31 protein-coding genes and 1 riboswitch are annotated in these 24968 nt (G+C 64.5%); of the genes, 14 read left to right on the top strand and 17 right to left on the bottom strand.

The genetic code is table 11. From position 1 onward, the window contains the following. Window positions 1-63 precede the first annotated feature (63 nt). Window positions 64-348 (top strand): GNAT family N-acetyltransferase, encoded by a 285-nt coding sequence (locus WC729_RS20915; protein ID WP_372856359.1) that lies wholly within the window; start codon window positions 64-66, stop codon window positions 346-348. A gap of 3 nt (window positions 349-351) precedes the next feature. On the opposite strand, the gene WC729_RS20910 is transcribed toward WC729_RS20915, so the two are convergent. Then, window positions 352-2169 carry an ABC transporter ATP-binding protein/permease gene (locus tag WC729_RS20910; RefSeq protein WP_372856358.1) on the bottom strand — a complete coding sequence of 606 codons (1818 nt, stop codon included), beginning with the start codon at window positions 2167-2169 and terminating at the stop codon, window positions 352-354. Between the two features lie 95 nt (window positions 2170-2264). Here WC729_RS20910 and WC729_RS20905 point away from each other — a divergent pair, with 95 nt between their 5' ends. Together WC729_RS20905 and WC729_RS20900 are read left to right on the top strand one after the other, a co-directional pair. Beyond that, on the top strand, window positions 2265-2495 hold the full coding sequence (locus WC729_RS20905) for a hypothetical protein (protein ID WP_372856357.1): 231 nt from the start codon (window positions 2265-2267) through the stop codon (window positions 2493-2495). Between the two features lie 60 nt (window positions 2496-2555). Continuing rightward, on the top strand, window positions 2556-2954 hold the full coding sequence (locus WC729_RS20900) for a hypothetical protein (RefSeq protein ID WP_372856356.1): 399 nt from the start codon (window positions 2556-2558) through the stop codon (window positions 2952-2954). Here WC729_RS20900 and WC729_RS20895 read toward each other — a convergent pair. From WC729_RS20895 to crtY, 6 genes are read right to left on the bottom strand one after another with little or no spacing between them, the layout of a single operon-like run. Further along, the gene (locus WC729_RS20895) at window positions 2943-3158 is read right to left on the bottom strand and encodes a hypothetical protein (RefSeq protein ID WP_372856355.1); all 216 of its coding nucleotides are present in this window, start codon (window positions 3156-3158) and stop codon (window positions 2943-2945) included. The genes WC729_RS20900 and WC729_RS20895 overlap by 12 nt on opposite strands. A gap of 48 nt (window positions 3159-3206) precedes the next feature. Then, a complete protein-coding gene (locus WC729_RS20890) occupies window positions 3207-4154 on the bottom strand; it encodes a phytoene/squalene synthase family protein (RefSeq protein ID WP_372856354.1) in 948 nt (315 codons plus the stop codon). Next, a complete protein-coding gene (locus WC729_RS20885) occupies window positions 4151-4732 on the bottom strand; it encodes a TIGR00730 family Rossman fold protein (protein ID WP_372856353.1) in 582 nt (193 codons plus the stop codon). The genes WC729_RS20890 and WC729_RS20885 overlap by 4 nt, the downstream gene beginning before the upstream one ends. 4 nt (window positions 4733-4736) lie before the next feature. Next, window positions 4737-5180: a T6SS immunity protein Tdi1 domain-containing protein gene (locus tag WC729_RS20880; protein WP_372856352.1), complete on the bottom strand. Its 444-nt coding sequence runs from the start codon at window positions 5178-5180 to the stop codon at window positions 4737-4739. After that, entirely contained in the window at window positions 5177-6658 is a 1482-nt protein-coding gene (locus WC729_RS20875) for a phytoene desaturase (RefSeq protein ID WP_372856351.1), read from the bottom strand. Before WC729_RS20875 ends, WC729_RS20880 begins: the two co-directional genes overlap by 4 nt. Further along, the gene (gene crtY / locus WC729_RS20870; RefSeq protein WP_372856350.1) at window positions 6655-7839 is read right to left on the bottom strand and encodes a lycopene beta-cyclase CrtY; all 1185 of its coding nucleotides are present in this window, start codon (window positions 7837-7839) and stop codon (window positions 6655-6657) included. Before crtY ends, WC729_RS20875 begins: the two co-directional genes overlap by 4 nt. A gap of 93 nt (window positions 7840-7932) precedes the next feature. On the opposite strand from crtY, the gene WC729_RS20865 reads away from it, so the two are divergent. Beyond that, the gene (locus WC729_RS20865) at window positions 7933-8715 is read left to right on the top strand and encodes a hypothetical protein (RefSeq protein ID WP_372856349.1); all 783 of its coding nucleotides are present in this window, start codon (window positions 7933-7935) and stop codon (window positions 8713-8715) included. 16 nt (window positions 8716-8731) lie between these two features. On the opposite strand, the gene WC729_RS20860 is transcribed toward WC729_RS20865, so the two are convergent. After that, window positions 8732-9346: a glutathione binding-like protein gene (locus WC729_RS20860; RefSeq protein ID WP_372856348.1), complete on the bottom strand. Its 615-nt coding sequence runs from the start codon at window positions 9344-9346 to the stop codon at window positions 8732-8734. An 88-nt stretch (window positions 9347-9434) separates the two neighbouring features. On the opposite strand from WC729_RS20860, the gene WC729_RS20855 reads away from it, so the two are divergent. The 8 genes from WC729_RS20855 to WC729_RS20820 all read left to right on the top strand — a co-directional run bounded on the left by WC729_RS20855 (window position 9435) and on the right by WC729_RS20820 (window position 17457). Continuing rightward, window positions 9435-10013, top strand: a complete 579-nt coding sequence (locus WC729_RS20855) for a TetR/AcrR family transcriptional regulator (protein WP_372856347.1) — start codon at window positions 9435-9437, stop codon at window positions 10011-10013. A 30-nt stretch (window positions 10014-10043) separates the two neighbouring features. Beyond that, the gene (locus WC729_RS20850; protein WP_372856346.1) at window positions 10044-10865 is read left to right on the top strand and encodes a sterol desaturase family protein; all 822 of its coding nucleotides are present in this window, start codon (window positions 10044-10046) and stop codon (window positions 10863-10865) included. After that, window positions 10801-11226, top strand: coding sequence for a DUF2141 domain-containing protein (locus WC729_RS20845; protein WP_372856345.1), 426 nt, complete (start codon window positions 10801-10803; stop codon window positions 11224-11226). The genes WC729_RS20850 and WC729_RS20845 overlap by 65 nt, the downstream gene beginning before the upstream one ends. Window positions 11227-11294: 68 nt before the next feature. Further along, window positions 11295-12152, top strand: a complete 858-nt coding sequence (locus WC729_RS20840; protein ID WP_372856344.1) for a MipA/OmpV family protein — start codon at window positions 11295-11297, stop codon at window positions 12150-12152. Between the two features lie 188 nt (window positions 12153-12340). Beyond that, window positions 12341-13318, top strand: a complete 978-nt coding sequence (locus tag WC729_RS20835; RefSeq protein WP_372856343.1) for a ferritin-like domain-containing protein — start codon at window positions 12341-12343, stop codon at window positions 13316-13318. Between the two features lie 35 nt (window positions 13319-13353). Next, the gene (locus tag WC729_RS20830) at window positions 13354-14397 is read left to right on the top strand and encodes a ferritin-like domain-containing protein (protein ID WP_372856342.1); all 1044 of its coding nucleotides are present in this window, start codon (window positions 13354-13356) and stop codon (window positions 14395-14397) included. An 80-nt stretch (window positions 14398-14477) separates the two neighbouring features. Next, window positions 14478-14586, top strand: a riboswitch (TPP riboswitch). A 40-nt stretch (window positions 14587-14626) separates the two neighbouring features. Continuing rightward, window positions 14627-16522: a phosphomethylpyrimidine synthase ThiC gene (gene thiC / locus WC729_RS20825; protein WP_372856341.1), complete on the top strand. Its 1896-nt coding sequence runs from the start codon at window positions 14627-14629 to the stop codon at window positions 16520-16522. A gap of 365 nt (window positions 16523-16887) precedes the next feature. Next, a complete protein-coding gene (locus tag WC729_RS20820; RefSeq protein ID WP_372856340.1) occupies window positions 16888-17457 on the top strand; it encodes a DUF2199 domain-containing protein in 570 nt (189 codons plus the stop codon). Between the two features lie 95 nt (window positions 17458-17552). Here the strand turns inward: WC729_RS20820 and WC729_RS20815 are convergent, their stop codons facing one another. The 4 genes from WC729_RS20815 to WC729_RS20800 all read right to left on the bottom strand — a co-directional run bounded on the left by WC729_RS20815 (window position 17553) and on the right by WC729_RS20800 (window position 19949). Then, window positions 17553-18251, bottom strand: a complete 699-nt coding sequence (locus WC729_RS20815) for a hypothetical protein (protein WP_372856339.1) — start codon at window positions 18249-18251, stop codon at window positions 17553-17555. After that, window positions 18238-18891, bottom strand: coding sequence for a Panacea domain-containing protein (locus WC729_RS20810; RefSeq protein ID WP_372856338.1), 654 nt, complete (start codon window positions 18889-18891; stop codon window positions 18238-18240). Before WC729_RS20810 ends, WC729_RS20815 begins: the two co-directional genes overlap by 14 nt. Then, the gene (locus WC729_RS20805; protein ID WP_372856337.1) at window positions 18884-19177 is read right to left on the bottom strand and encodes a BrnT family toxin; all 294 of its coding nucleotides are present in this window, start codon (window positions 19175-19177) and stop codon (window positions 18884-18886) included. Before WC729_RS20805 ends, WC729_RS20810 begins: the two co-directional genes overlap by 8 nt. Before the next feature lie 118 nt (window positions 19178-19295). Next, window positions 19296-19949 carry a hypothetical protein gene (locus WC729_RS20800; protein ID WP_372856336.1) on the bottom strand — a complete coding sequence of 218 codons (654 nt, stop codon included), beginning with the start codon at window positions 19947-19949 and terminating at the stop codon, window positions 19296-19298. Between the two features lie 193 nt (window positions 19950-20142). On the opposite strand from WC729_RS20800, the gene WC729_RS20795 reads away from it, so the two are divergent. Both WC729_RS20795 and WC729_RS20790 read left to right on the top strand, forming a co-directional pair. Further along, window positions 20143-20883: a hypothetical protein gene (locus WC729_RS20795; RefSeq protein ID WP_372856335.1), complete on the top strand. Its 741-nt coding sequence runs from the start codon at window positions 20143-20145 to the stop codon at window positions 20881-20883. A gap of 11 nt (window positions 20884-20894) precedes the next feature. After that, the gene (locus WC729_RS20790) at window positions 20895-21023 is read left to right on the top strand and encodes a hypothetical protein (protein WP_372856334.1); all 129 of its coding nucleotides are present in this window, start codon (window positions 20895-20897) and stop codon (window positions 21021-21023) included. Between the two features lie 62 nt (window positions 21024-21085). Here WC729_RS20790 and WC729_RS20785 read toward each other — a convergent pair whose 3' ends face one another. The 5 genes from WC729_RS20785 to WC729_RS20765 all read right to left on the bottom strand — a co-directional run bounded on the left by WC729_RS20785 (window position 21086) and on the right by WC729_RS20765 (window position 24896). After that, entirely contained in the window at window positions 21086-21352 is a 267-nt protein-coding gene (locus tag WC729_RS20785; protein ID WP_372856333.1) for a Txe/YoeB family addiction module toxin, read from the bottom strand. Beyond that, entirely contained in the window at window positions 21349-21597 is a 249-nt protein-coding gene (locus WC729_RS20780) for a type II toxin-antitoxin system Phd/YefM family antitoxin (RefSeq protein ID WP_372856332.1), read from the bottom strand. The genes WC729_RS20785 and WC729_RS20780 overlap by 4 nt, the downstream gene beginning before the upstream one ends. A gap of 225 nt (window positions 21598-21822) precedes the next feature. Continuing rightward, entirely contained in the window at window positions 21823-22209 is a 387-nt protein-coding gene (locus tag WC729_RS20775; RefSeq protein WP_372856331.1) for a hypothetical protein, read from the bottom strand. 410 nt (window positions 22210-22619) lie between these two features. After that, window positions 22620-23036 (bottom strand): hypothetical protein, encoded by a 417-nt coding sequence (locus WC729_RS20770; RefSeq protein WP_372856330.1) that lies wholly within the window; start codon window positions 23034-23036, stop codon window positions 22620-22622. Between the two features lie 351 nt (window positions 23037-23387). Further along, the gene (locus WC729_RS20765) at window positions 23388-24896 is read right to left on the bottom strand and encodes an alpha/beta hydrolase (RefSeq protein ID WP_372856329.1); all 1509 of its coding nucleotides are present in this window, start codon (window positions 24894-24896) and stop codon (window positions 23388-23390) included. Between the last annotated feature and the right edge of the window lie 72 nt (window positions 24897-24968).

Raw genomic sequence — 24968 nt, 5'->3', positions numbered from 1 at the left:
GCCTTGGGGTATATGGTGAGTCATGGCTGGCCACGGACCGCGCCTTCCTGTTAGCGACGGCCCATGACCGAAGTCCGCGACAACGCAACCGCCCATCGCTTCGAGCTGGTGGTCGATCGCCATCTCTCCTTCAGCGAGTACACGCTCGACGGCGATGTGATCACGTTCACCCACACCATCGTCCCGCCGGCGCTCGAGGGCCATGGCGTGGCCAGCCGGCTGATCTCGGGTGCACTGGCCCAGGTCCGCGACCGCGGGTTGAAGGTGCGGCCGGTGTGCAAGTTCGTGAGGGCCTATATCGAACGGCATCCGGAGTGGCAGGACTTGTTGGCCGAACCGCTGGCCTGAGCCTCATTCCGCTGCCAGTGCGCCCTCTTCGCGCTCCTGCGCCTGGCGGTTCCACATCTCGGCATAGAGCCCGTCCTTGCGCAGCAGCGCCGAATGGCTGCCGCGCTCGACCACCCGGCCCGACTCGAGCACGACGATCTCGTCGGCATGGACCACGGTCGACAGCCGATGCGCGATCACGATGGTGGATCGGCCGCGGCCGATATCCTCCAGCGTCGCCTGAATCTCCGCTTCGGTGCGGCTGTCGAGCGCGCTGGTCGCTTCATCGAGGATCAGGATCGGCGGGTTCTTGAGCAGAGTCCGGGCGATCGCCACACGCTGCTTTTCGCCGCCCGACAGCTTGAGCCCGCGCTCGCCGACCCGGGTCTCGTACCCCAAGGGCTGGCGCTCGATGAACTCGGCGATCGCGGCACCTCGCGCCGCGCGCTCGATATCCTCCTGATCCGCGCCTTCGCGGCCATAGGCGATGTTGTAGCCGATCGTGTCGTTGAACAGTACCGTGTCCTGCGGGACGATACCGATCGCCGCGCGCAGCGAATCCTGCGTGACCGCCGCGATATCCTGCCCGTCGATGGTGATGCGGCCGCCCGTGAGGTCGTAGAACCGGTACATCAGCCGCGCGAGCGTGGATTTGCCCGCACCTGACGGCCCGACCACTGCCAGCGTGTGGCCGGCGGGAATATCGAGATCGATGCCCTTCAGGATCGGCTGGCCGGCATCATAGCCGAAGCGCACGTCCTCGAACCGCACATGCCCGGCACCGACCACCAGCGGCTTCGCGCCCGGCATATCGACCACTTCGGACGGCGTGTCGATCAGGTCGAACATCGCGCCCATGTCGATCACGCCCTGGCGGATCGTGCGATAGACCATACCGAGCAGGTCGAGCGGCCGGAACAGCTGGGCAAGCAGGGTGCTGACCAGCACGACATTGCCGGCGGTGTAACGTCCCTCGCTCCAGCCCCACACGACCAGCGCCATGCCGCCCGCCATCATCAGGTTGGTGATCAGCGCCTGACCGATATTCAGCCAGGCGAGCGAATTCTCGCTGATCACTGCGGCACTGGCATAGGCGGCGATGCCTTCGTCGTACCGCTTCGCTTCGCGCTCCTCGGCGCCGAAATATTTAACCGTCTCGAAATTCAGCAGCGAATCCACCGCATGCGCCACCGCCCCGGTGTCGAGATCGTTCATCCGTGAACGCAGCGCCGCGCGCCAGTCAGTCACGATGCGGGTGAAGACGATATAGGCCGCGACCATCACCAGGGTGCCGACGACCAGACCGGGCCCGAACTTGCTCCAGAAGATGCCGAGCACCAGGCTCAGCTCGAGCACGGTCGGCGCGATGTTGAACAGCAGGAAATAGAGCATCGTGTCGATGCTCTTGGTGCCGCGCTCGACCACCTTGGTCACCGCGCCGGTGCGCCGTTCGAGGTGGAAGCGCAGCGACAATCGGTGGAGATGCCGGAACACCGCCGCTGCCAGCCGCCGCGTCGCTTCCTGCCCGACCCGCTCGAACACCGCGTTGCGCAGATTGTCGAACACCACCGATCCGAACCGCGCGGCGGCATAGCCGATCACCAGCAACAGGATCAGCGTCGTCGCGCTGCGATCGCCCGCGCCCATGCCGTCGATCGCGCCCTGCAGCGCGAAGGGCGCGCCATATACCTGGACCAGCTTGGAGCCGAGCACGAGCAGCAGCGCGACGACGATGCGCAGCCGCAGCATCGGCGCATCGGCCGGCCACAGATAGGGCAGGAAGCGCCGGAGCGTCGGAATCAGCGGGCGCTCGATGCGGGTCGGTTCAGTCATGGGGGGCATTGCGGACCAATATAGGCAGCCCGACCTCAATCGAAAGCATTTCACGGAACAAGAGTCTCGCTTCGTCGATTGATGCCTTGACTGGGAGCCGAAGCATGGAACCGTTTTACTTCGTCATGGCGATCATGGGCTGCGGGGATGGTTCGACGCAGTGCGCCGAGGCGCGTGTCGTGCCCGTGCGCTACGCGACGGTCGCGCAATGCCAGGCGGCGATGCCTGCCATGCTCCAGCGCAACAGCGATATCGACTATCCGGTGATCAGTGCAGCCTGCCGGTCGAACCGGCCGCAGCTCGTCCAGCTCGATCGCCAGCGCCGCGGCGGCTGATAGCGCCTTCCGCTTTTACGCACCCCTGCTAGGTTGGCCGTTCATGGCGACGGGCGGGCAATGCGCAAGATTCTGAGCATCATTCTGGGCGTACTGGTGGCGCTGCTGATCCTTTGGATCGCCGGCTACCTCTACCCCGTGCCCGAGCTTGAGAGCGACGACCCCGTTGCATTGACCGCTATCGTCGGCAGCATGTCGATGACGGCGAAGCTTCTCGTTGCGCTGGGCTGGCTCGTCGGTCCGCTGGCGGGTGCCTGGCTGGCGCTTCGTGTCAGCGATTGGCGTACCGCGGGCTGGATCGTCGCGCTGGTCGTGCTCGTCGACAGTATCGCCAATATGCTGACGCTGCCGCACCCGTTGTGGATGCAGGCCTGTGCCGTGGTGCTGCCGTTATTGGGTGGCGCGCTCGGTATTTGGGCGCACCGCAAACCCTATCCCGGTGAGCCTCTACTCGGCTGAGATTTTCTCGTCATCGCGCACGATTGGCAGCGACCAGCGGATCTGGTCGCGCAGCAGCGATTCCAATTCGTCCGCGCCCTGGTTGTGCGCGACCGCGCGTTTCCTCAGCAGGATCGCGAGCAGCGACGCGCGGCTCGGCGCTTCCGCCGGCTTGGCGCGTCCCTGCGCGAGCGCGCGGGAGAAGCGATGGGAAAGCATGGTCATGTATCCACGGCTAGGGCCGGAAGGTATCGCGACGGTCACCGGAAAAGGTTAGCGCGGCCTTGTCCACAAGTTCGGGTCGCGCGGCAGGGGCGGATAGAGCGTCCGGCGCTCGATCGCCTCTCGCGCCGCGCGCGCGATCATGACGATCTTGGCAGCCATGGAGGTGGTGACGCGGTGGTCCCAGGCATGCTCGCCGCGCTCGGCGACCGTGCGCCCGATCGCGCCATAGATGCCCGCCGCCGCCAGCACCGCCCAGGCCGATCGCAGCGGAAGGGTTGGCGTGCCCGCTCGCGCGCTGGCTTCGAATTCGGCGGCGCGTGCCGCCAGCCGCTTCGCCAACACTGCCAGCCGCTGGCGAAAGGGCGGCTTCATGTGCTGGCCAGGCGGAATGTCCATCTCGACCAGCCATTCCTCGGGCAGATAGCAGCGCCCGACCCGGTCATCCTCCTCCACATCGCGCGCGATATTGGCGAGCTGGAAGGCGATGCCGAGATCGCAGGCCCGGTCGAGCGTCGCCTCGTCCTCGGGGGAGACGCCCATCGCCACCGCCATCATACAGCCGACCGCGCCCGCGACATGATAGCAATATTTGTAGAGGTCAGCCTCGCTGCGCGGCCGCCAGTCCTCGGCGTCGAGCGCGAACCCCGCGATCAGGTCGCGCGCGAACCGCGGCGGCATTTGCGTCTCGGCCGCGACGATGCGCAGCGCGTCGAACGCCGGATCGCCCACCCAGTCGCCGGCGAGCGCGGCTTCGGTCATCGCCGAGATCCGCACGAGCCGCGCGGGGGCATCCTCGACGATCGTCATGCCATGACCATGGTCCTGACCGTCGGCGATATCGTCGCATTTGCGGCACCAGGCATAGAGCAGCCACGCCCGCTCCCGTGTCTTGCGGTCGAACAGCCGGCTCGCCGCTGCAAAGCTCTTCGATCCGCGCGCGATCGATTCCGCCGCCGTCGCGACGATCGCGTCGCGGCTCGGCAGGTCGCCGCTCACAGGTCCTTGGCGCGCATCTTGGTGATCGTCTCGATCGGCGTGTGATCCGCCATCTTGGCCAGCAGTCCGTCGAGCTGGTCGTCGATCAGCAGGATGCCCTGATGCTGCGGCCGCAGGAAACCGACCTCGCCCATCTTTTCGTAAAAGGCGATCAGATGGTCGTAATAGCTGGCGACATTGAGCAGCCCGACCGGCTTGGCATGATAGCCGATCTGCGCCCAACTCAGCGCTTCCCACAATTCGTCCATCGTGCCGGTGCCGCCGGGCAGGTTGACAAAGCCGTCGGACAGGTCGGTGAAGGCCTGTTTGCGCTGGTGCATCGTGTCGACGACGTGCAATTCGGTCAGCCCGCGATGCGCCACCTCGGCATTCACCAGCGCGGTCGGGATGATCCCGATCACTTCACCACCCGCTTCGAGCGCGCTGTCGGCGATCGCTCCCATCAGCCCAAGCCGCCCGCCGCCATAGACGACGCCGATCCCGCGCTCGGCCAGGGTGCGGCCGACCTCGCGGGCGGACTCGATATAGACGGGGTCGCTCGGGCTCGCGGAGCCACAATAAACGGCAAGGCGTTTCACAGGATCAATCTACCATTTTGATGACGACCTTGTGGCCGTCGGGAAGGTCGCGGGTCTGCAGGCCGAGACTCCCGGTGAAGGAGATGAGTTCGGCGATCGGAATGGTACAGAGATTCTCGGGCACATACTCGCCCCCCAACAGCGCCGGTACCTTCAGCGCGTAACAGCGGCCCTCGCCGGGGTCGCCAAACTGGTCGTGCGCTGCCTCGACCAGCGCCAGCGATTCCCAGACCTCGCGAGTCTCAGCCTGGTTCATATGGGCGAACAGGCCGGTTTCGTCGATCGCTACCTGTTCGAGCGTCACCATTTCGGGGTCGAGATACCAGAAGGCGCCAGCCTCATCCCGTACGATGAGATGACCCATCGGGCTGACGGCTGTCACCGCCGCGGCGGATATGCCGGCCCAACTCCAGTCCTGATTGACGATCTCCGTGAGGGCGTCGCTCACCGAGGCCCCTCCAGCATCAATGCCGCCGTTGCCTTGGCGCTGCCGACGACCCCAGGAATGCCGGCGCCCGGATGCGTGCCTGCGCCGACGAAATACAGGTTCGGAATCTCGTCGTCGCGATTGTGCACGCGGAACCAGGCGCTCTGCGTCAGGATCGGCTCGAGACTGAAGGCGCTGCCGAGGTGCGCGTTCAGGTCCGCCGCGAAATCGCTCGGCGCATAATGGAACTTGGTCACGATCCGCTCATGGATATCGGGGATCAGGCGCCGCCCGACCTCGTCGAGGATGCGCTTCTCCAGGATCGGCCCGATCTCGGCCCAGTCGACCGGGAATTTGCCGAGATGCGGCACCGGCGCCAGCGCGTAGAAGGTCGAATGCCCCTCTGGCGCCAGGCTCGGATCGGTCACGGTCGGGTGGTGGAGATAGAGCGAGAAGTCCTCTGGCAGCACGCCCGTATCGTACAGGTCGCTCAGCAACCCTTTGTAGCGCGGGCCGAACAGGATCATGTGATGCGGGATGCCGGGCCAGGTCCCCTTGATCCCGAAATGCACCACGAACAGCGAGGGCGAGAAGCGCTTGCGTTCCAGCTTCGGCGCCTTGCGCTGCGCGCTGCGCGAGGTCTTCAACAGGTCGCGATAGGTGTGGACCACATCGCCGTTGCAGGCCACCATGTCCGCCTTGCCCTCCCAGCCCGAGGCAGTGACCACGCCGGTCGCCTTGTCGCCCAGCGTCTCGATGCTCGTCACCGGATCGTTCAGGCGAAGCACCCCGCCCAGCCGCTCGAAATGCGTCACCATGCCCGCGATCAGCTTGTTGGTACCGCCCTTGGCAAACCACACGCCGCCGTCACGCTCCAGCTTGTGGATCAGCGCATAGATCGCGCTGGTGGTCATTGGGTTGCCGCCGACGAGCAAGGTGTGGAAGCTCAGCGCCTGGCGCAGATGCTCGTCCTTCACGAAGCTCGACACGATCGAATAGACGGATCGCCATGCCTGATATTTCATCAGCGACGGCGCTGCCTTGATCATTGACGCAAAGTCGAGGAACGCGACATGGCCGAGCTTCACATAGCCTTCCTGATATACCCCGGCGGCATAATCGAGGAACTTGCGATACCCGGCGACATCCTCGGGATTGAGCTTGGCGATCTCCGCCATCAGCACGCTGTCGTCGTTGGTGTAGTCGAAGCTGGTCCCGTCGGGCCAGTTGAGCCGATAGAAGGGCAGCACCGGCTCGAGCGTCACGTCGTCGGCCATATTGCGCCCGGTCAACGCCCATAATTCCTGCAGACAGGGCGGATCGGTGATGACGGTCGGCCCGGCATCGAAGGTGAAGCCGTCCTTCTCCCAGACATAGGCACGCCCGCCTGGCTTGTCGCGCGCCTCGACGATGGTCGTTTCGACCCCCGCGGATTGCAGGCGGATGCCGAGCGCGAGCCCGCCGAACCCGGCGCCGATGACGATGGCAGTGCGGCTCATGTCGGGTTCCGGTGCAGGGTCGGGCGCGCGCCGGCAATAGCTTCCAGGGCGCGGCCCACGGGTACGGGGGGCTTGCCCATCAAGACGCGGGCCTTGTCGGCGATGGTCGATCTTCCAGCATAGAAACGGCCTATAAGACGGGGATCGAGCCGATAGAAGCGTTCCAGGATACGATAGCGTTCCGCGGGCTCGGCCGCCTTGAACAGCATCTTGTCGAGCATCCGGTAGAAACCGCGTTTGCGCCAGGTCGACCGCGCCAGGCCATAGGTCAGGTCGTGCAGCGCCTTGCCCGACAGGTCGGTCGTCCGCGCGATCAGCGATGCGGTGCGCACCGCATCGGGCAGGGAATAGCCGGTGGTCGGGTGGAACAGCCCGGCGCGCATGCCCGCCTTGGCAACCTTGTTGCCGCCGCTGCGCCAATATTCCTCGAAATCGCCGCCCATCGCGACCGGCAGAACCCCGGCTTCCTCGCGCGCGACATGATCGACCTGCCAGCCGCGCGCGCCGACATAATCGTCGATCCGCTGGGACAGCACTGCCCGGTCGAACCCGGGCGTGTCGCTGTAATAGGTGTCCTCGACGAACATCCGGGTCGCCGCGAAGGGTAGGCAATAGACGAAACGATATCCGTCGATCTGCTCCACGGTCGCGTCCATCACCATCGGATTCGGTGCGGCGTGATCCTCCGCCAGACGGAATTCTCGCCCCAGGAATTTCTGCCAGCCCAGCTCGAGCAGCCCGAGATCGCCCGGCCCGCGCGCGTCGATCACGCCTCTGGCCTGGATGCGGTCGCCATCGGCCAGCACCACCGCGGTCGGGCTGGCGCCCAGCACCTTGCGCCGGGTCATCAGCGCGCCTTCGGGCAGGGCGGCGCGCACCACGGCGTCGAGCCGTTCGGATTCGATCGAATAATAGGCCGCATTCAGGGTGCGGCGGTGCGCCGGGAAGGCGATATCATAGCTTTTCCAGCCATAGCTGATCAGCGGGGCGACGATCCACCGGTCGGCGTCGGCCACGTCGCTGGCGAAGAAGGACCAGAGATGGTTGCCGCCGACTCCGCCGGATCCCTCGATCAGCCTGATATCGAGATCGGGATGCTTCTTCTTCAACGCCAGCGTCACCAGCCCGCCGGCCAGCCCGGCGCCGACGATCGCGATATCGCAGGAGAGGAGGGCGGGCATGGTGCTGGCGTAGCCGAATCGCTTCGTCGTGCAAATCGCGCGCTTGCCCCTTTTCGGGCCCCGGCTAGGATCGATGTCGAGGGGAAGCCATTCATGCGTATCCTGACCGCCATTGCCGCCGTTGCCTTAACGCTGTCGCCAGCCGTGGCACAGGAGCGGATCAAGACCGCCGACCTGGAGACGGTCAGTCGTCGCGGCGCCCAACTCTACGCCTTCGATCAGGCCGCCTGGCACACCACCGATACGATGCTGGCCAAGGGCCTGCCCCGCGAGAAGATGGCGGCGATCCGCGGGTGGGTCGTCGAGCCGCATGGTGAGACGCTGACCGTCACTTATTACGGGTTCGAGGGGGCAAAGCCCTATGCGATCTATGCCGCCGACTATGCCGGCGGCAAGGTCGTCGCTGAACGGGTTCCTTCCACCACAGAGGCCCTGTCGGCGCAGGGCGAGCGTATGGCCTTGGCCCGCGCGGCCGCGTCGGAAACGCCACCCAAGAGATGCGTCGAGCGGTCCTATAACACGGTGGTCCTGCCGCCGTTGGCCGACGGCACTATCCCCGTTTACCTCCTGACGCCGATGGTCGCCAAGGACGCCTATCCGTTCGGTGGCCATCACGAAGTGGACATCGGCCCCGACGGCCGGGTCGCCGCCACGCGGGATTTCACCAATAGCTGTCTGACCATCGCACAGCCCGCCGATTCAGTTATGGGCTTCGTCACGCATCTGCTCGACCCGCATCCGACCGAGATCCATGTCTACCTGTCGCTATGGATGGGCAAGCCCATCGCGGTCGGGACCGGAAAGGATGTCGCCTGGATGGTGGAAGGGGCGAAGGTCTCGCCCCTCAGCCTCAAGGACGGCGCCAAAAAGCGCTGACGCCGTCCCGTCCCGCTCAGGCGGCCTGGAGCAGCGGCATCTCTGCTCCCATCGCGCGCGCGATCGAAGGGCGTTTGCGCATCCGCGTCCGCCAGCCGAGCAGCACTGGCCAGTCGGCGATCGGTACGCCGGCATGTTCGCACCAGTTGAGGATGCTCAGCAGATAGGCATCTGCTACGCTGAAGCTTCCCACCAGATAGTCGGCGCCGTCGAGGTGGACCGACAGCAGGTCGAGCCGCTTTGCCGCCAGCTCGCGTGCCCAGGCCTTGGCACCCTCTGGCGCTGCCTTGCTCATCAGCGGCGCGAAGGCGGATTTGTGCAGCTCGGTCGAGATGAAGTTGAGCCAGCGCATCATCTGATAGCGCTCCTCGGTATAGGGCGCCGGTGCGAGCACGCCCTCGGCGGCGAGATCGGCGATATAGGTCAGCACCGCCGGCCCTTCGGTCAGCGCCAGCCCGCCGACCGTCTCCATTGCCGGCACATAACCCATCGGGCTGATCGCGGTGAACAGTCGCCCGTCGGGCAGGCGCCCGCCCGGCAGGACCTGGACGAACTCGGCATCGAGCTCGGCCTCTTCGATCGCGATCCGTGTCGCGAGCGAGCAGGCGAAGGGAATGAAATAGAGCTTCATGGGGACCTCCCGGGTGCCTTGGTTGATTTTCATACTGTTTCGCATAATATACGCCCAAGTCAACGATTCTTTGCGAAACGGTACAGATTTGACACAACGCCCCCGCGGTCGCCCGCGCAGCTTCGATGCCAATGTCGCGCTCAAGGCGGCGTCGGAACGCTTCCGCACGCACGGCTTTGCCGGCACCTCGCTCGACGAACTGGCCGATGCGACCGGCCTTGCCCGGCCCAGCCTCTACGCGGCGTTCGGCGACAAGCGCGCGCTGTACCTCGCTGCGCTCGCCCGGCTGACCGATCGGGCCGAGCGCAGCTTCGCCACGCTGGGCAGTTTTGCCCTGCCGCTGCGCGAAATGGTCGAGCGCATGCTGGTCGGCGCGATCGACGGCTATATGTCGGGCGAAAAGGGGCCTTCCGGCTGTCTGCTGATCGGCACTGCCACCGCTGAAGCCGCCGCCGACCCGGAGGTCCGCGCCGCGCTCGGTACGTTCCTCGCGATGGAGGATCGCTGCATCGAGGAGCTGCTCGTTGCCGCCGGCAGCACGCGCCCGGGGCCTTCGACGGCGATCGTCGCCTCGGTGCTTCACTCGCTCAGCGTCCGTGCCCGTGCCGGCGAATCGCGCGAGTCGATGGAGCGAATCGCCCGCGACTGCGCCGATATGGTGGTCTAGTCCGCCCCTGGACGTGTAAGGCGGTTGCCGATGACTGCCCCGCTCGCCGCCCTGCTTTCCGCCATCGCGATGACGCTGATCGTCGGCGTGCGCTATCTGATCGTCAGCGGTGCCTTCGCCGTGGCGACCCGCGCCAAGCATCCCGGCCTCTATGCCGGGCTCGATCCGCAGATCCGCCGCGAGATCTGGTGGAGCCTCGCCTCCGCCGCGATCTACGGCGTGCCCGCGGGTATCATCGCCTGGGGCTGGCAGAATCGCGGCTGGACCTTGATCTACAGCGACGTCCACGCCTTCCCGCTCTGGTACCTGCCCGTCTCGGTGCTGCTCTATCTGATCGCGCACGACAGCTGGTTTTACTGGACGCACCGCTGGATGCATTTGCCCCGGCCGTTCCGCATCGCGCATGCGGTCCATCATGCCAGCCGCCCGCCCACTGCCTGGGCCGCGATGGCGTTCCACCCGATCGAGGCGATCACCGGCGCTGTGGCAATTCCGCTACTGGTGTTCGTGATTCCGATCCATCCGTACGCGCTCGGAGTGGTGCTCACCGTCATGACCGTTATGGGTGTGACCAACCATATGGGGTGGGAGGTTTTTCCTGCGTTCATGTGGCGTGGGCGAATGGGGGCCTGGCTCATCACCGCGAGCCATCATCAGCGGCACCATGAGCATTATGGGGGGAATTATGGGCTCTATTTCCGATTCTGGGATCGCCTCTGCGGTACCGATCGCGGCATCGGGGATTTTGCCCGAGATCATGAACGCGCGCGCCGTAAAGCATCCGGGGGTGAAGCGGCTGGGCCTGGCGCTCGCCGCGATGGCGCTGCTGCCGGGGGCGATGCCGGTCTCTGACCTGTCGCTCGACGTGGCGAAGCTGCGCTCGACGCGCGGCCTGATCCGCGTCTGCCTCACCGCGGACCCCTCCAACTTCCCCAAATGCACCGACGACAAGCGCGCGGTGACCCGGTCGGTGCCGGCGACCCGCCACGACATCAGCTTCGACGGCCTGCCGCGCGGCGATTATGCGATTGCGGTGATCCATGACGAGAACGGCAACGGCAAGCTCGATACCTTTGCCGGCATCCCGAAGGAGGGCTTCGGCTTCTCGCGCAACCCGATCATCACCTTCGGCCCGCCCAGCTTCAAGGCGGCGCGTTTCACCGTTTCGGGTGATACCGATGCGCAACAGGTGAAAATGCTTTATCTGCTCTAGGTTGCAGTTATGGACACAAAGCGCTGATGGACGCGTTTCGATGCGAAACCCGTTCCTGGAGTATCCATGTGATCACGGAAAACCGTACCGCTCTTCTCGCCGCAACCTTGATGTGCTTCACCGGCGCCACCGCTGCCTTTGCCCAGGAAGCGCCCCCGCCGGACGCGCCTGACCCGAACCGCAACAGCCTGACCATTGGTGGCGGCGCCGCCTATATGCCCAGCTATGAAGGCTCCAACGACTATATCCTCGCCCCAGCGGTGGCGGCGCGCGGCAAGATCGGCGGTTTTGCCTTCTCGACCCGCAACACCCAGCTCTATGTCGATCTGATCCCGAATCCGTCGGGTCCGTCCTTCGATATCCAGCTCGGTCCGATCGTCGGGCTCAACTTCAACCGGGTCGCCCGCATCAAGGACCCGCAGGTCCAGGCGCTCGGCACCCGCAAGATCGCGCTCGAGGCGGGCGGCTTTGTCGGCATCGGCAAGACCGGCCTGATCACCAGCGACTATGACAATCTCACGATCAAGCTCGCCTACGTGCACGATGTCAGCAAGATCTACCGTAGCTACGTCATCACGCCGTCGATCGAATATACCACGCCGCTCAGCCGCACGGCGTTCGTCGGCCTCTCGGTCTCGGCCGATTATGCCGGCGCCGGCTATTCCCGCGCCTATTTCGATGTCGACGCCGCCGGCTCGGCGCGCAGCGGCCTGCCGGTGTTCACCGGGGGCAAGGGGTGGAAGGATCTGACCTTCGGCACGGTGGTCGGCCATTCCTTGACCGGGGATCTGCTCCATGGCCTGGGCATCTTCGCGATGGGTTCCTACACCAGGATGCAGGACAGTTACGCCGACAGTCCGGTGGTGAGCATCGCCGGCAGCCGCAACCAATGGTTGGGCGCATTGGGGTTGGGCTATACTTTCTGATCTCTTTTTTGAGATGGACCGAGGGATGTGCGATGGATCGGGGACGAACGCCTGTTGCTGTCGCCCCCGCACATCGGCTACCCGGATACGGAAACCGGTCGGAATCGACATTCCCGGCATGCAAATGACGGGAAACGGTGGCTGAATCCGTCCTGTCGCATGGGACACCATCTCAAGGAGAGGTCGCTTTGACCGAACACCAGCAGCTGATCGAGGGTAGCGAATCGGCCCTCCAGCCGGAAACCACGCTGCGTAACGAGCGTCGGGAATTCTTCAGGGCAGCGCTCGGCGCTGCTGCGGCGACCGCCGCCGGCGCAGGCGCCCTGTCGATCGCGACCTCGGCTTCGGCCGCGACGATCGCCGATAACGATATGGGCAATTTCCTGCTCCAGCTCGATTATCTCGCCGCGCAATATTACAGCTTCGCCGTCACCGGCGCCGGTCTTCCCGCCGCGCTGCTGACCGGGGTCGGTACCGCCGGCGCTGCCACCGGCGCGCGCCAGGTGACCTTCACCGATCCGCTCGTCGCGCAATTCGCCAGCGAGATTCGGCAGGACCTGGCGGCGCAGGTCGCCTTCCTGCGCGCCACGCTCGGCACGGACGGTGCGACCGCTCAGCCGGCGATCGATCTGGGCTTCGCGGCGGGCAGCGGCTTCAGCAAGGCAGCCGTTGCCGCCGGCATCGCCGCGGCAGGGGCATTCGACCCTTATGCCAGCGACGAGAATTTCCTGCTCGGCGCCTATATCTTCGAAGATGTCATCGTCACCGCCTTTGCCGGCGCCGCCGCCTCGATCTCGGACAAGGCTTTCCTCGGCAAGGTCCTCGGCCTGATCTCGGCTCATTCGCATCACACCGCGGTGATCCGCTCGCTGCTCTATGCGAAGGGCGTCGCGACGCCGGCGCTTCGGACGAACGCCGACAAGATCTCGGACAATCTCCGCGACGCGCTCGACGGCGGGACGGATCTCGATCAGGGCATCTCGCCCACCGGGACCGGCGCCACGATCCAGTCGAACGTCGTGCCCGCCGGTGCGGATGGCCTCATCGCCGGCCGCTCGACCGGCCAGGTACTGAACATCCTCTATCTGAACAGCGCGGCCGTCACGTCGGGCGGCTTCTACACCGCCGGTCTCAACGGCGCGGTAAAGACCAGCTCCGCGAACTGATCGCCCCCCAGGCTCCCCAAAGGGAAGATTTCACGATGATCGATACCGATACCCCGATCCAGGCGCCCGATATGGCCGGTTCCGCGGACGACCGCAGCTTCGGGCCGCGCCGGCGCTTCCTGCTGCTCGCCGGCAGCGCCACCGTGGCGATGGGCCTCGCGGCCTGCGGCGGCAGCAACGACAGCACGCCGACGCCCACGCCTACTTCGACCGTCACGCCCACGCCGTCGCCCACCGCGACGTCGACGGTCGCGCTCGACGTCGACTACCTGAACTTCGCGCTGCAGCTGCAATATCTGGTCGCGCAATATTTCGTCTTCGCCACTACGGGAACGGGTGTCGAGGCGATCCCCGCCTCCAGTACCCTGCCTGGCGGCGGTGCGGCGCTGCTCACGGGTACCGGCACTAAGGGCAACGTGACGGGCGGCGCTCAGGTGACCTTCACGGATGTCGTGCTCGGCCAATATGCGCGCGAGATCGCGGCGGGCGAAGTCGCGCTGCTCGCCTTCCTGCGCTCGGCGATCGGCTCGGCTGCCGTCTCGGCCCAGCCGAACATCGACATCTCCGACGGCATCACCGGCGGTTTCACCCGGCTGGCGCGCGCGGGCGGCTATATCGGCCCGGCCGACCAGTTCAATCCCTATGCGAGCGAGCTCAACTTCCTGCTCGGCGCGTTCATGCTGCAGGACGTGATGGTCAGCGCCTATATCGGCGCGACGCCCTCGATCGCGAACCTGCTCTACGTCAACGCGGCGGCCGATGCCCTGGCGACCAAGTCGTTCCACGCCGCCATGGTCCGCGCGCAGCTCTACGCCCGCGGCACCGCGGCGCGCACCGCGACCGATCAGCTCAGCAACGCGCGGGATTCGTTCGACGGCGCCAGCGACAATGATCAGGGCGTCACCGGCAACGCCAGCACCGCCAATGTCACGCCGACCAATATCGACGGCATCGTCTTCGGCCGTACGCCGGGGCAGGTGCTCAACGTGCTCTACACCACCTCTTCGGCGGTGACGGGCGGGGGCTTCTACCCCAACGGCCTGATCAGCACCTATTTCAAGACCAGCGCTGCCAACTAAGCCCTGGCCAGAGTCATGAGAAAGGCCGCGCGACCCGGGTCGCGCGGCCTTTTCTTTATGCGCCGACACGCCTAGACCCGTCTCTTCCCCGGGGGGGCGCTGATGCGCGCCTGAGAGGGGGGCTGCAGCCCCCGACCCGCCGAACCTGATCCGGTTGAGACCGGCGGAGGGAGGGAGCGGCTTTCACCCGAAATCCGTCCTCGCTCCGTTTACGTTGGAGCGAACACCCATGGCCGACATCCCCGCCCGCACCGAAATCGGCGTCACCACTGGCCCGATCCGCGGCTCCAGGAAAATCCATGTCGGCGAATGGCGGGTGGCGATGCGCGAGATCATGCTCGAGCCGTCGAGCGGCGAAGCGCCCTTGCGGGTCTACGACACCTCGGGCCCTTACACCGATCCCAAGGCGGTCATCGACATCAACGCCGGCCTGCCCTCGCTCCGCCGCGACTGGATCATCGGTCGCGGCGACGTCGAGAGCTATGACGCCCGCGAGATCAGGCCCGAGGACAATGGCCTGTCCGGCCCGGATCGCTCCGCCGGCGTGCCGCAATTCCCCAATGTCGTGAAGCGCCCGCTGCGCGCCAAGGCTGGCCACAATGTCAGCCAGATGCACTATGCCCGTCGCGGCATCATCACGCCCGAAATGGAATATGTCGCGATCCGCGAGAATATGGGTCGCGCCGCCGCCAAGGAGAAGCTGATCCGCGACGGCCAGGATTGGGGCGCCTCGATCCCCGATCACGTCACGCCCGAATTCGTCCGCGACGAGGTCGCGCGCGGCCGCGCGATCATCCCCAACAACATCAACCACCCCGAATCCGAGCCGATGGCGATCGGCCGCAACTTCCTCGTCAAGATCAACGCCAATATCGGCAACAGCGCCGTCGCCTCGAACGTCGCGGCGGAAGTCGACAAGATGGTCTGGTCGATCCGCTGGGGCGCGGACACGGTGATGGACCTGTCCACCGGCCGCAACATCCACGACACCCGCGAATGGATCCTGCGCAACTCGCCCGTGCCGATCGGCACCGTGCCGATCTACCAGGCGCTGGAAAAGGTCGGCGGCGTCGCCGAGGACCTCACCTGGGATATCTTCCGCGATACGCTGATCGAGCAGGCCGAACAGGGCGTGGATTATTTCACCATCCATGCCGGCGTGCGCCTGGCGTACGTCCCGATGACCGCGAAGCGCGTCACCGGCATCGTCAGCCGCGGCGGCTCGATCATGGCGAAATGGTGCCTCGCGCACCACAAGGAGAGCTTCCTCTACGAACGCTTCGACGAGATCACCGAGATCATGAAGGCGTATGACATCGCCTATTCGCTCGGCGACGGCCTCCGCCCCGGCAGCATTGCGGACGCTAATGACGAAGCGCAGTTCAGCGAGCTCTATACGCTCGGCGAACTCACCCACCGCGCCTGGAAGGAAGACGTCCAGGTCATGATCGAAGGCCCCGGCCATGTGCCGATGCACAAGATCAAGGAGAATATGGACAAGCAGCTCGAGGTTTGCGGGGAGGCGCCCTTCTACACGCTCGGGCCGCTCACCACCGACATCGCGCCGGGTTACGATCACATCACCAGCGGCATCGGCGCTGCGATGATCGGCTGGTACGGCACGGCGATGCTTTGCTACGTCACCCCCAAGGAGCATCTCGGCTTGCCTGATCGCGACGACGTGAAGGTAGGCGTGGTCACCTACAAGCTCGCCGCCCATGCGGCCGATCTCGCCAAGGGCCACCCGGCCGCGAAGCTGCGCGACGACGCCCTGTCACGCGCGCGCTTCGAATTCCGCTGGCGCGACCAGTTCAACCTGTCGCTCGATCCCGACACGGCGGAACAGTACCACGACCAGACCCTGCCGGCCGAAGGCGCCAAGACCGCGCATTTCTGCTCGATGTGCGGCCCCAAATTCTGCTCGATGAAGATCACCCAGGAAGTCCGCGACTTCGCCGCGAAGCAGAATAGCGGCGTGGACAGCTTCCTTGCCGCGACGCCGGCGCAGGAAGGCGACGCGGCAAGGGCGCGGTTTGCGAATGCCGATGCCGAAAAGGGCATGGATGAGATGAGCGAGAAATTCCGCCAGACTGGCAGCGAGATTTACCTGCCGGCCGCCGAGTGAGGGCTACGCGAGCGTGAGGCCGCCCCCTATTCCTCCCTCGGCTTCGCCCTATGGCATTCACCATCGCTAGGCGGCTCTTTCTCCCTCTCCCCTTGTGGGAGAGGGAAGGGGCCCATCGCTCTTGCGATGGGAAGGGTGAGGGGGACACGCGGCGTGATGGTTCCGAGCCTCACTCCCCCTCATCCGGCGCTTCGCGCCACCTTCTCCCACAGGGGGAGAAGGATTTCTGCACCGTGCAACGCAATGTGTGAAGCCAGTAGTGGCTTCGCCGGGGGAGGGGGACCATTCGCTCTTCGCGAATGGTGGAGGCGGCGGCCCAAGCGAGACAGCGGAAAAGGCCACGGAAGAAATGACCGAGAATCTCCATGAAGTTCTTCGGCCGTAAAAAACCAATGTCCGCGCTCGATAGCCTGCGCGGCGCAGGCTGGAAGTGCGCCTCCTGCGACCTGACCCATAAGGGCATGTTCCACCTGGCATCCTTCGCCCCGGACTTCTGGGAAGGGCCGGAAGAATATGAGCCCAACGGCGCCATCCGCTTCGACGGCGATTTCCTCTCGGAGGACTTCTGCGTCGTCGGCGGCGAGCATTTCTTCGTACGCTGCGTGTTCGACATCCCAGTCCACGGCCTCGCCGAGAAATTCGGCTTCGGTGTCTGGTCGACGCTCTCGCGCGCCAATTTCCAAATCTATCTCGATGGCTTCGACGAGGGGACCTATGCGAACCTCGGGCCCTGGACCGGCTGGTTCTCCAACCGCCTCGCGCCGTTCGGGGACACGCTGAACCAGCCCTGCTGGGTCCACCCCCAACTTGCCCGCCAGCGGCCGGTCATCACCTTGGGGAACGAGGAGCACGATCTTGCTAGCGCGCAGGCGAGAGGCATCACGCCAGAACGGGTGCTGGAGTTGTATGCGGCTTACGGGCATGTTGTGAGCTGAGTCCTCCCGGATGCTAGAGATTAAGCGCACCAGCGTTGCCATTTACGCGGGATCGCCTGCGTGGCGCGGAAATCCACTTGCTAGCGGGTGCCCACTTATTCTCCCCTCAGTTCATTGATCACTATCCGGAGAGCCCGGCTGTACCGCTCAAATTGCTCTACCAATTCCTCTTGCGTCAGGAGGTTATACTGCCTTGCTCGCCACCCGCGCCGATCGCGACTCTTTGTGTGTCTAATTCTAGGAAATGCAACGATCTCAGCATCCGAATTCAAAAAATCTTGTTGGGTTAGAATGGCGTCGCAAATGATCGTCGAAAGAAGGTATTTCTGGAATCCGTCCAAGTTAAATTCCGCCCAAGCGACGACAAACACCGGAATTAGTTTGTCGTTTTTCACTCCAACGAAAGTAGGCCTGACTGGTACGAGAAGAGGGTCGCCATTTGGCTTCTTGCCAATAATGTACATGGCTTGAAAGCCATCTAATTCCGGGACTCCTTCAATGCCGGTATTTTGTAAATACCGGCAAAAAGCGGGGATTACCTCTCTCCCCGCGGCCCTTGCCGCAGGCCTAATGATTTCCTCAGCCTTTTCTAGGGCGGCCTCTTCGTCCAACCGGCCATAGGCCAAGCCCGCGCAAATTTTTTGTACTGGTTGCAAGGAGTGCCGAGGCGGATTGGCGGCGAACTCCCGCAACTGAAATATTGTATCATCGAGGCGCCTTCTATTGTGGCGCACCCAATTTATGAGGCTGGGGAGCCTCAGTAGTGACTGGATACGTTTTTCAGTATCGTCCATCTAAGTCACGCTGCTCAGGCGCTGAAGCGAGGATTAGTTCAATTGATATAACCATTCCTGGATTTACTGGCGCCGCAGCTTTCCAAACTCTATCCCAAGGGCCGTTTTCACGATGCGATATGCCTCGAAGCTCGGACGCCGTGAAGCGTCTGTAATCGTCAATTACAGATTTAAAGAACTCAATATCGTCGTTTGAAAACTGGTCCCTAGCTTCAACGAGTTCTCGATCTCGCGCACTATAGCGAGTAATCCTTTTCGCTATCGGCTTATCGTCGTCGCCCTTCACGGCGTGATAAATCTCCCTGAAAACCGGGCCGTGGTCCCATGCTTCAACCCTTGCTGGAGAGAATAATACCTTCATCTCCACAAGGCCCCGTTCAAATATAAAATAAGCTAATTTATTCAACGACATGTTGGATACTGGTATATTCAGTTCGGAGAAATAATCTAGGATCCAATTAGCAATAGCACGAATGTCATAATCACGCGCTTGCAGGGGCGTTGTCGAAAACCTGCTCCGAATTGCTCGGGACCAGTCGGTTACTTCTGCTATATCAGAAGTATCGATCTGATCGTCGGGTAGTAGAGCTAGCCGGGAAAGCTCGGCCGCAATGCGGGGATCGAGAGGTTCTTTAGCCATTGTGATATCCGCGCCTCTCGGCGGGCGTTGCCTTTCGAGCGCTTATGATTCTCCCCTCCTGCGTTTCAGCAGGCCCGGCCGCGAGGGGCTCAGTGTGCACGACCATTAATAATACGCCCATGACCATACCTAGTGTGCGCCACCGTGCCTCTACCTCGCAAGGATCGGGATCAGAGATGAGGCAGGGATCATCAAAAACGTGGACGGCCGCCTCGAAAGAAAGGCCGTGCTTAGATCGATTGATCTCCGCCTTTTGGGGGTCCCAATTCCATATGACTTCTGCCACGCTTGCATCTCGTAGCTTATGCTACATCAAATGATAGTCATAAACCGTTCGTACGGACAACAGCCAAGGAGGTAGAGAGAGACAAACTAGTGCCAAACTCCCGGACGCGGGCGCCGCCCTACCGCCGCCGCTTCCAATCCAGCGACACCGCAATCCGTTGCCCCCAGCTCCCATCCCACTCCGTCCGAAGTCCATGCGCCTCAAGGTGCGTGACGACATCCTTCGCCACCGCCAGCGCAGCCTCCTCGCCCTCCTCGCAGGCGCCATAGTTCAAATAGAGCCCGCCCCCCTCGGCGGCGCGTTCCGTGTCCTGCACATGATAAAAGGCGTAACCGCGCGTCGGCCGGCCGGCTTTGTGCACTGCGTCGATCTCGTCCCAGATCTCGCTCGAACCGCAGGTGCCGCAACAGGTGAAATGCTGGCGCGAGATCACGCCCTTGGCTTCCAGCGCGGCAAAGGCATCGTCCAGCCGGTCGCAATCCGTCCGCGCCGGCCAGGTGCGTTGCGCCGCCTTATGCTCGGCCAGTGCTTCGCGCAGCAGGCGCTGCGCTTCGCGGCGCAGCTCGGCCGGCTCGAACTCCTCCTCATAGGAATCGACCGCATGCGTCAGGATGGCATCCTCGTCATAGAAGCCGATCGCGACATCGCAGCGGATCGACTCGCGCAGCCAGTCGATCTTCTCGTGCGCATCGGTTCCGGACGCCGCCGGGGTCGGGCTGGGCGTCGTCTCGGTCTTGCGGGACCCGAACAGGCGATCGAACAGCGATTTCATAGGGTCCTTCCCGACGGTTCAACGCGCTGGCGATTCCAGCAGCCGCGCCGGCTGGCAATAGCGCAAAAACCGGCGCGCCATCAAATTTGACTCCGCCGTTCCGCGCTCGTCATATCGCGCGACGGACGGTCCGACGGGATGGCAGGGGCGCCATTCGCCAGCGGCGGAACGAAACGACGAACGGGGGGATGGAATGAGGTTCGCAGTTCGAGGCCGATGGCTGGCCGCTGCCGCATCTTGCGCATGCGTCATCGCAACACCCGCGATCGCGCAGCAGGCGCTGCCTCCGGGCGAGACCGAGCTGCCGTCGCCTCTGCCCGATCGCACCATGGTGCTTGCGCCCGATGCGCCGCCGCCGGGCGCGGAGGCTTGCCAGATCCATGTCTGGTCGACCGGCAAGATCAAATCCTATGTCACCGGCTTTGCCGAGGCGATGGGCGGCGGTGTGCTCGGGCCGGCGCTCGACGGCAATCGCGCCAATCCGGAAACCGTCGAGGGCATGCTGCGGCGGAGCATGGAGGGGAGGCGCCAGGCAGGGCTTCTTGCCCGGCTCGATCTGGCGACCCTGTTCGCCATGCCGGGCGTGGTGATCGTGCCCAATGCGCAGCCGACCGAGACGAGTCAGTGGAAATCGGCCAAGGGCCGGATGACCGCCGCGACCGGCGCCTGTTACGGCGAGATCATCGTGCGGGACATGTACTTCCTGAAGACCGCGCTGTTTCCGCCGACGCTCCGCGTGAACTTCACCTTCCGCGATTTCCGCGGCGGCCGGGCGGCGCCGCTTCTCGTGCAGGGGCGCGGCGGGGTTAAGCTCACCTTCTATCCGACCGTGTCGACCACGGACATCACCGTGATCACGCGCGGGTTCGAGGATGCCTATGTCGGTGCCTTCGAGGAGTTCGTGACGGAGCAGAAAAGCAAGGGATTGAAGTAGGGACAGGCGGCGTGGATCGCGACATCAACAACGGCAAGGCGGCATCCGCTGACTATTATGCGCCCGACCGGCTGGTGATCCCGATCGCCGACCTGAAGAAACTGCATGACGAAGGCACGGTGCACGACATCCGGCGCTGATCGCCGCGCGGACATCCGTCAGGCGGCGCGACCGTTATTTACAGCCGTCGCGCTGTCCAGGCTCAAGGATGATACCGGCACTGCGCGATCTGCAGCACCGCTGCCGTGCCCCTTCCCGCCACCCGGTATACCAGCCGATGCTCCCGCCCGATCCGCCGCGACCACCAGCCGCTCAGCACGCCGCGAAGCGCTTCGGGCTTTCCGGCCCCCTGGAAGGGATCGTCCATGACGTCGGCGATCAGCGCCTGGAGCCGCGCCGCCATCGCCGGATCCTCGGTCTCCCAGGCGCGATAGTCGGCGGCGGCGTGCCTGGAAAAGGCGATGGTCACTGCTGCTGTCCGTCGGAGGCGCTGCCCGAATCGAGTTCCGCGATACTCTCCGTCAGCCGCGCCGCGTTGCCCGGCGCCCTCAGCAGGTGAAGCGTCTCCTCGATCGCCTCCCATTCGCTCGCCGACACCATCACCACGCCTTCGGCGGTCTGGCGTATGATCGCCACCGGCGCGCGATCCTCCACCACCCGGTCCATCACTGCCTTCAGATTGGCGCGGGCGGCGGAAAAGCTTATCGTGCGCATCGGCTCTCTCCGACAAAACGTTGTACGGCTTCCTGTACAATGTTTGCGCAGAATGTCAGCTACCCTACTGACATTTCCAACAGCGCGACCCCGCCAGCGCCCGTCGATTCAATCGCGGCAAAGGATGGCGTACTGCGTCGCGGGTGAGTGAACTGCATCATCATGGCAGCCGACGGGCATCGCGATGTCAGGAAAGCCGGGGAAGATATGTGTCCCCGGCCACGATCACCCCGGCACGCCCTCGCTCATCCCGAACGACCGCGCCTGCCGCACGCCGCGCAGGCCATAGCCCGCCGGACGCGTCGCCGGTCCGGCATCGTTGGCAGCGGGCGCCATGAACACGCTCTCCAGCGCCGCGCGGTTGATTCCGTCGGGTGCCGAGCTGCACGGGAATTTCGTGCGCAGGCCCTGCACCGTCGCCGCCTGCGCCAGCGCCCGGTCCCGCAGCCGCTGCGCGACCGATTTCCGCACCGGCAACCCCGCGACGATCTTGATCCAGCTGTTCCAGCTGATCCCCAGCCGCTGCATCACTTCGGCCTGCGATCCGACCAGGGGCTCCAGATCCTCCACCAGCTCGCGGTTGACGATGCACATTTCCGGTCGTCGCTGCATGATCTGCTTCCTCGAAGAGCATTGTCGGCCCGGCGCAGGGCGAACTCCATCGCCGTCCAGCATGCGGCCGCGCTGCCGCATCGCTGGAAGACACGATGCCTTTGTCGAGGAGCACGAGTCTCCTCTGGCAAACCTCTCCGAACATACCGCAATGACCGCGGCTTATCTACAAACTATCGCTGGAGCTGTTCCGAAGACATTCGAGACAAGTCCGCCACATCGGGACGAACTGATCGGAATATACTATAGGATGTAGCTATTCTTGGGCGACGCGTTGTTGTAATTTTATGTATCTTGTTTGTTCGATTCCCGACCTGCCACGGGAGCATGTCGAGACCCATGGTTGATATCAGATCGCCGGCGGCGTTTCTCATCAAAGGAGCGCGGCTTTAGCGTCAGACGCTTCGAATTCATGCATAAACGCCGAAATCGCGCAGGATTCCGGCGCTGTGCGGCGCTGCTTTGGGGGAAAGCGATTCCGCAGGGTCGCGATCGATTCGTCCGCCTCGATTCAATCTTGCGCTGGGTTCGCTCATGCCGTCGGCATGGCCCGTCCCTCGCACTACAAGCCCGGCCTTGCGCGTCGGGCACGCCTCGCCTGCGGTCTCGGCATGGACAATGCCGCCCTCGCCGATTTCCTCACGGTCAGCCCCGCGACGCTCTATCGCTGGCTCCATCGCTATCCGGATTTCGCCGCGGCGGTCGCCGCCGGGCGCGCAAAGGCGGCAGCGCCGGTGCAGACATCCTCCTATCGCCGCGCGACCGGCTATGACTATCGCGCCGAGCGTGTCTTCAAGCTGCGCGGCCGCGAGCCGGTCGTTGCCCATTATACCCGCCGCGTGCTCGCCGATCCCAAGGTTGCGTTCCGCTGGCTGGGCAGCCGCCGTCCCGATGAATGGCGTATTCCCGCAGCACCTTCAGCAAGGCAGTTCGAGGCCACAAGAAAAAGCGAAGAGAAACCGATCGATTCTCATAACCCATCGCCGATTTCAAAGATCAGCGATGCCAGAACCATTATCGAACGACACGGGCTCGATGCGTTTCTCGAGGCCCTGTTCGCCGTCGCCGCTCGCGAGATCGTTCTCCCCGAAAGTGGCGATGCAAAAAATCCGGGGGGCGTGGGGTGGCAAAAAGCAGTCTCGACTGTCGCCGCTGTCCTGGAATTACTTGGTTTTACTTCAGCCGCCACGCCGCCTGGCCGGTGCGGGGAAATCGGGCCTGGCGAAAACGACCGGGTCGAGCGCGACATCGGTCGGCAGCCCCTCCGTCCGCCCGCTGCGCAGGAAGTCGTAGACCCTTGCCGCGACCTCGGGCCGGCTGCGCAGCAGCGCGAAGGTCCCGTTATGCTGCGCCCGGTGGAGCAGGATCGCCCGGGCGTTGGGGAAATAGGGCAGCATCGCCAGCATATTGTCGATCGGGGTCGAGGTGTCCCAGTCGCCCTGCACGAACAGGATCGGCGTCGGGTCGGGCATTGGCGCGCGGAAGGCATCGCCGGCATCGGGCGTCGCCCATTCTCCCTGGGTCGCCAGATAGGAGGCGAAGTTCCAGCTGCCGAGCAGCGGCAGCGCCGGGTCGCTCCACAACAGGCTCTGCCGCGCCGCCGACATGCCCAGCCCGATATTGATCAGCGGGTTGATCACCGCGCGCTTCTCGGGTTTGCGCCAGTCGATCTCGTCGCGCGCCCAGTCGTCATAATGGCCATGCCAGGCCGACAGGATGAAGCGCGGAAAGGTCGCGGCATCGGCCGAATAGGTGATGAGCGCGAGCTGATAATCCTCGAGCCCCATCACGACCCGCCGCGTCGTGCCGGCGGCATCCTTGACGGTGACGGTCACCGGTCCCCTGGCGAAACGATCGCGCGTCGCCCGGATCGCGGCGATCAGCCCGCCCTTGGGCAGCCAGGGCGTCAGCCCCGGGTCGCGGTCGGCCTCGACCGCGATGCGCTGGATCGCCGCGAACACCGTCGACGGCATGTCATAACCATAGTCGAGCGGCTCGATCGAGGACATCACGGCGCGGGCGACGAGGCCGGGATGCGCCTTCATCACGGCGAAGGCCCATTGCGATCCGAAGCTCGCCGCGACCAGGCTGATCCGGTCATACCCAAGCGCCTTGCGCAGGTCGTCCACATCGTGCGCCGCCTGGACGATGGTGTAGCCCGACAGGTCCTTGCCCGGATTGGCCGCGGCCGCGCGCCGCGCGAGGTCGCGCACGATCGCCACATCGTCGGCGATCGTCATCGGCCGGTCGAGCGGCAGCGGCTTCGTCTCCAGCTCCATCCGGTCGCCGCGCAACGTGAAGCCGCGCTGCTCGATCACCACCAGATCGGCGACCTCGGCATAGGCTTGCCACACCTTCACGCGACGCTTCGCCGTCTCGTCATGGTCGAGGATGATGTCGAGCATGGTCACGCCCGGCCCCCCGGCAAGGAGCACGACTGGCGGCGCGCCGGTGGGATGTGCCGCCTTCACGCGCGCAAAGCCGACGCCGATCAGCCGGCTCCCCGGCTTGTCGCGATTCTCGGGCACGAACAGGGTACCGATCTCGTACGCCATGGTCGATCCGTCGGTCGCTATGGCCGTCCCGTTCTCGACCTGGATCTCGCCCGCGTGGCGCATCGGCTCGGCCGAGGAAGCGGCGGCAGCGAAGGCAAGCATCAGGCCGAAACAATAGCGCGCGATCTTCATGGCTCAGGCGTCTCCCGGATTCGGCATAAATCGTCCCTAGGGTTCAATCATTATATCTTTATGTCAAGATAC

This window comes from Sphingomonas sp., from assembly GCF_041661825.1.
Classification (GTDB): domain Bacteria; phylum Pseudomonadota; class Alphaproteobacteria; order Sphingomonadales; family Sphingomonadaceae; genus Sphingomonas.
This window is presented reverse-complemented; position numbering and strand designations above follow the sequence as displayed.

Bases quoted from the DNA above. Each gene is read 5' to 3' on its own strand.
- WC729_RS20910 (WP_372856358.1), bottom strand. From the start codon at position 2,169: ATGCCCCCCATGACTGAACCGACCCGCATCGAGCGCCCGCTGATTCCG.
- WC729_RS20915 (WP_372856359.1), top strand. From the start codon at position 64: ATGACCGAAGTCCGCGACAACGCAACCGCCCATCGCTTCGAGCTGGTG.
- WC729_RS20810 (WP_372856338.1), bottom strand. From the start codon at position 18,891: ATGGCTAAAGAACCTCTCGATCCCCGCATTGCGGCCGAGCTTTCCCGG.
- WC729_RS20770 (WP_372856330.1), bottom strand. From the start codon at position 23,036: ATGGGCAACGACCGGCTCGCGGCCGCGCAGCTTGAAGACACGCTCGGC.
- WC729_RS20900 (WP_372856356.1), top strand. From the start codon at position 2,556: ATGCGCAAGATTCTGAGCATCATTCTGGGCGTACTGGTGGCGCTGCTG.
- WC729_RS20795 (WP_372856335.1), top strand. From the start codon at position 20,143: ATGAGGTTCGCAGTTCGAGGCCGATGGCTGGCCGCTGCCGCATCTTGC.
- thiC (WP_372856341.1), top strand. From the start codon at position 14,627: ATGGCCGACATCCCCGCCCGCACCGAAATCGGCGTCACCACTGGCCCG.
- crtY (WP_372856350.1), bottom strand. From the start codon at position 7,839: ATGCCCGCCCTCCTCTCCTGCGATATCGCGATCGTCGGCGCCGGGCTG.
- WC729_RS20830 (WP_372856342.1), top strand. From the start codon at position 13,354: ATGATCGATACCGATACCCCGATCCAGGCGCCCGATATGGCCGGTTCC.
- WC729_RS20800 (WP_372856336.1), bottom strand. From the start codon at position 19,949: ATGAAATCGCTGTTCGATCGCCTGTTCGGGTCCCGCAAGACCGAGACG.
- WC729_RS20780 (WP_372856332.1), bottom strand. From the start codon at position 21,597: ATGCGCACGATAAGCTTTTCCGCCGCCCGCGCCAATCTGAAGGCAGTG.
- WC729_RS20860 (WP_372856348.1), bottom strand. From the start codon at position 9,346: ATGAAGCTCTATTTCATTCCCTTCGCCTGCTCGCTCGCGACACGGATC.
- WC729_RS20820 (WP_372856340.1), top strand. From the start codon at position 16,888: ATGAAGTTCTTCGGCCGTAAAAAACCAATGTCCGCGCTCGATAGCCTG.
- WC729_RS20895 (WP_372856355.1), bottom strand. From the start codon at position 3,158: ATGACCATGCTTTCCCATCGCTTCTCCCGCGCGCTCGCGCAGGGACGC.
- WC729_RS20815 (WP_372856339.1), bottom strand. From the start codon at position 18,251: ATGGACGATACTGAAAAACGTATCCAGTCACTACTGAGGCTCCCCAGC.
- WC729_RS20850 (WP_372856346.1), top strand. From the start codon at position 10,044: ATGACTGCCCCGCTCGCCGCCCTGCTTTCCGCCATCGCGATGACGCTG.
- WC729_RS20875 (WP_372856351.1), bottom strand. From the start codon at position 6,658: ATGAGCCGCACTGCCATCGTCATCGGCGCCGGGTTCGGCGGGCTCGCG.
- WC729_RS20905 (WP_372856357.1), top strand. From the start codon at position 2,265: ATGGAACCGTTTTACTTCGTCATGGCGATCATGGGCTGCGGGGATGGT.
- WC729_RS20775 (WP_372856331.1), bottom strand. From the start codon at position 22,209: ATGCAGCGACGACCGGAAATGTGCATCGTCAACCGCGAGCTGGTGGAG.
- WC729_RS20865 (WP_372856349.1), top strand. From the start codon at position 7,933: ATGCGTATCCTGACCGCCATTGCCGCCGTTGCCTTAACGCTGTCGCCA.
- WC729_RS20765 (WP_372856329.1), bottom strand. From the start codon at position 24,896: ATGAAGATCGCGCGCTATTGTTTCGGCCTGATGCTTGCCTTCGCTGCC.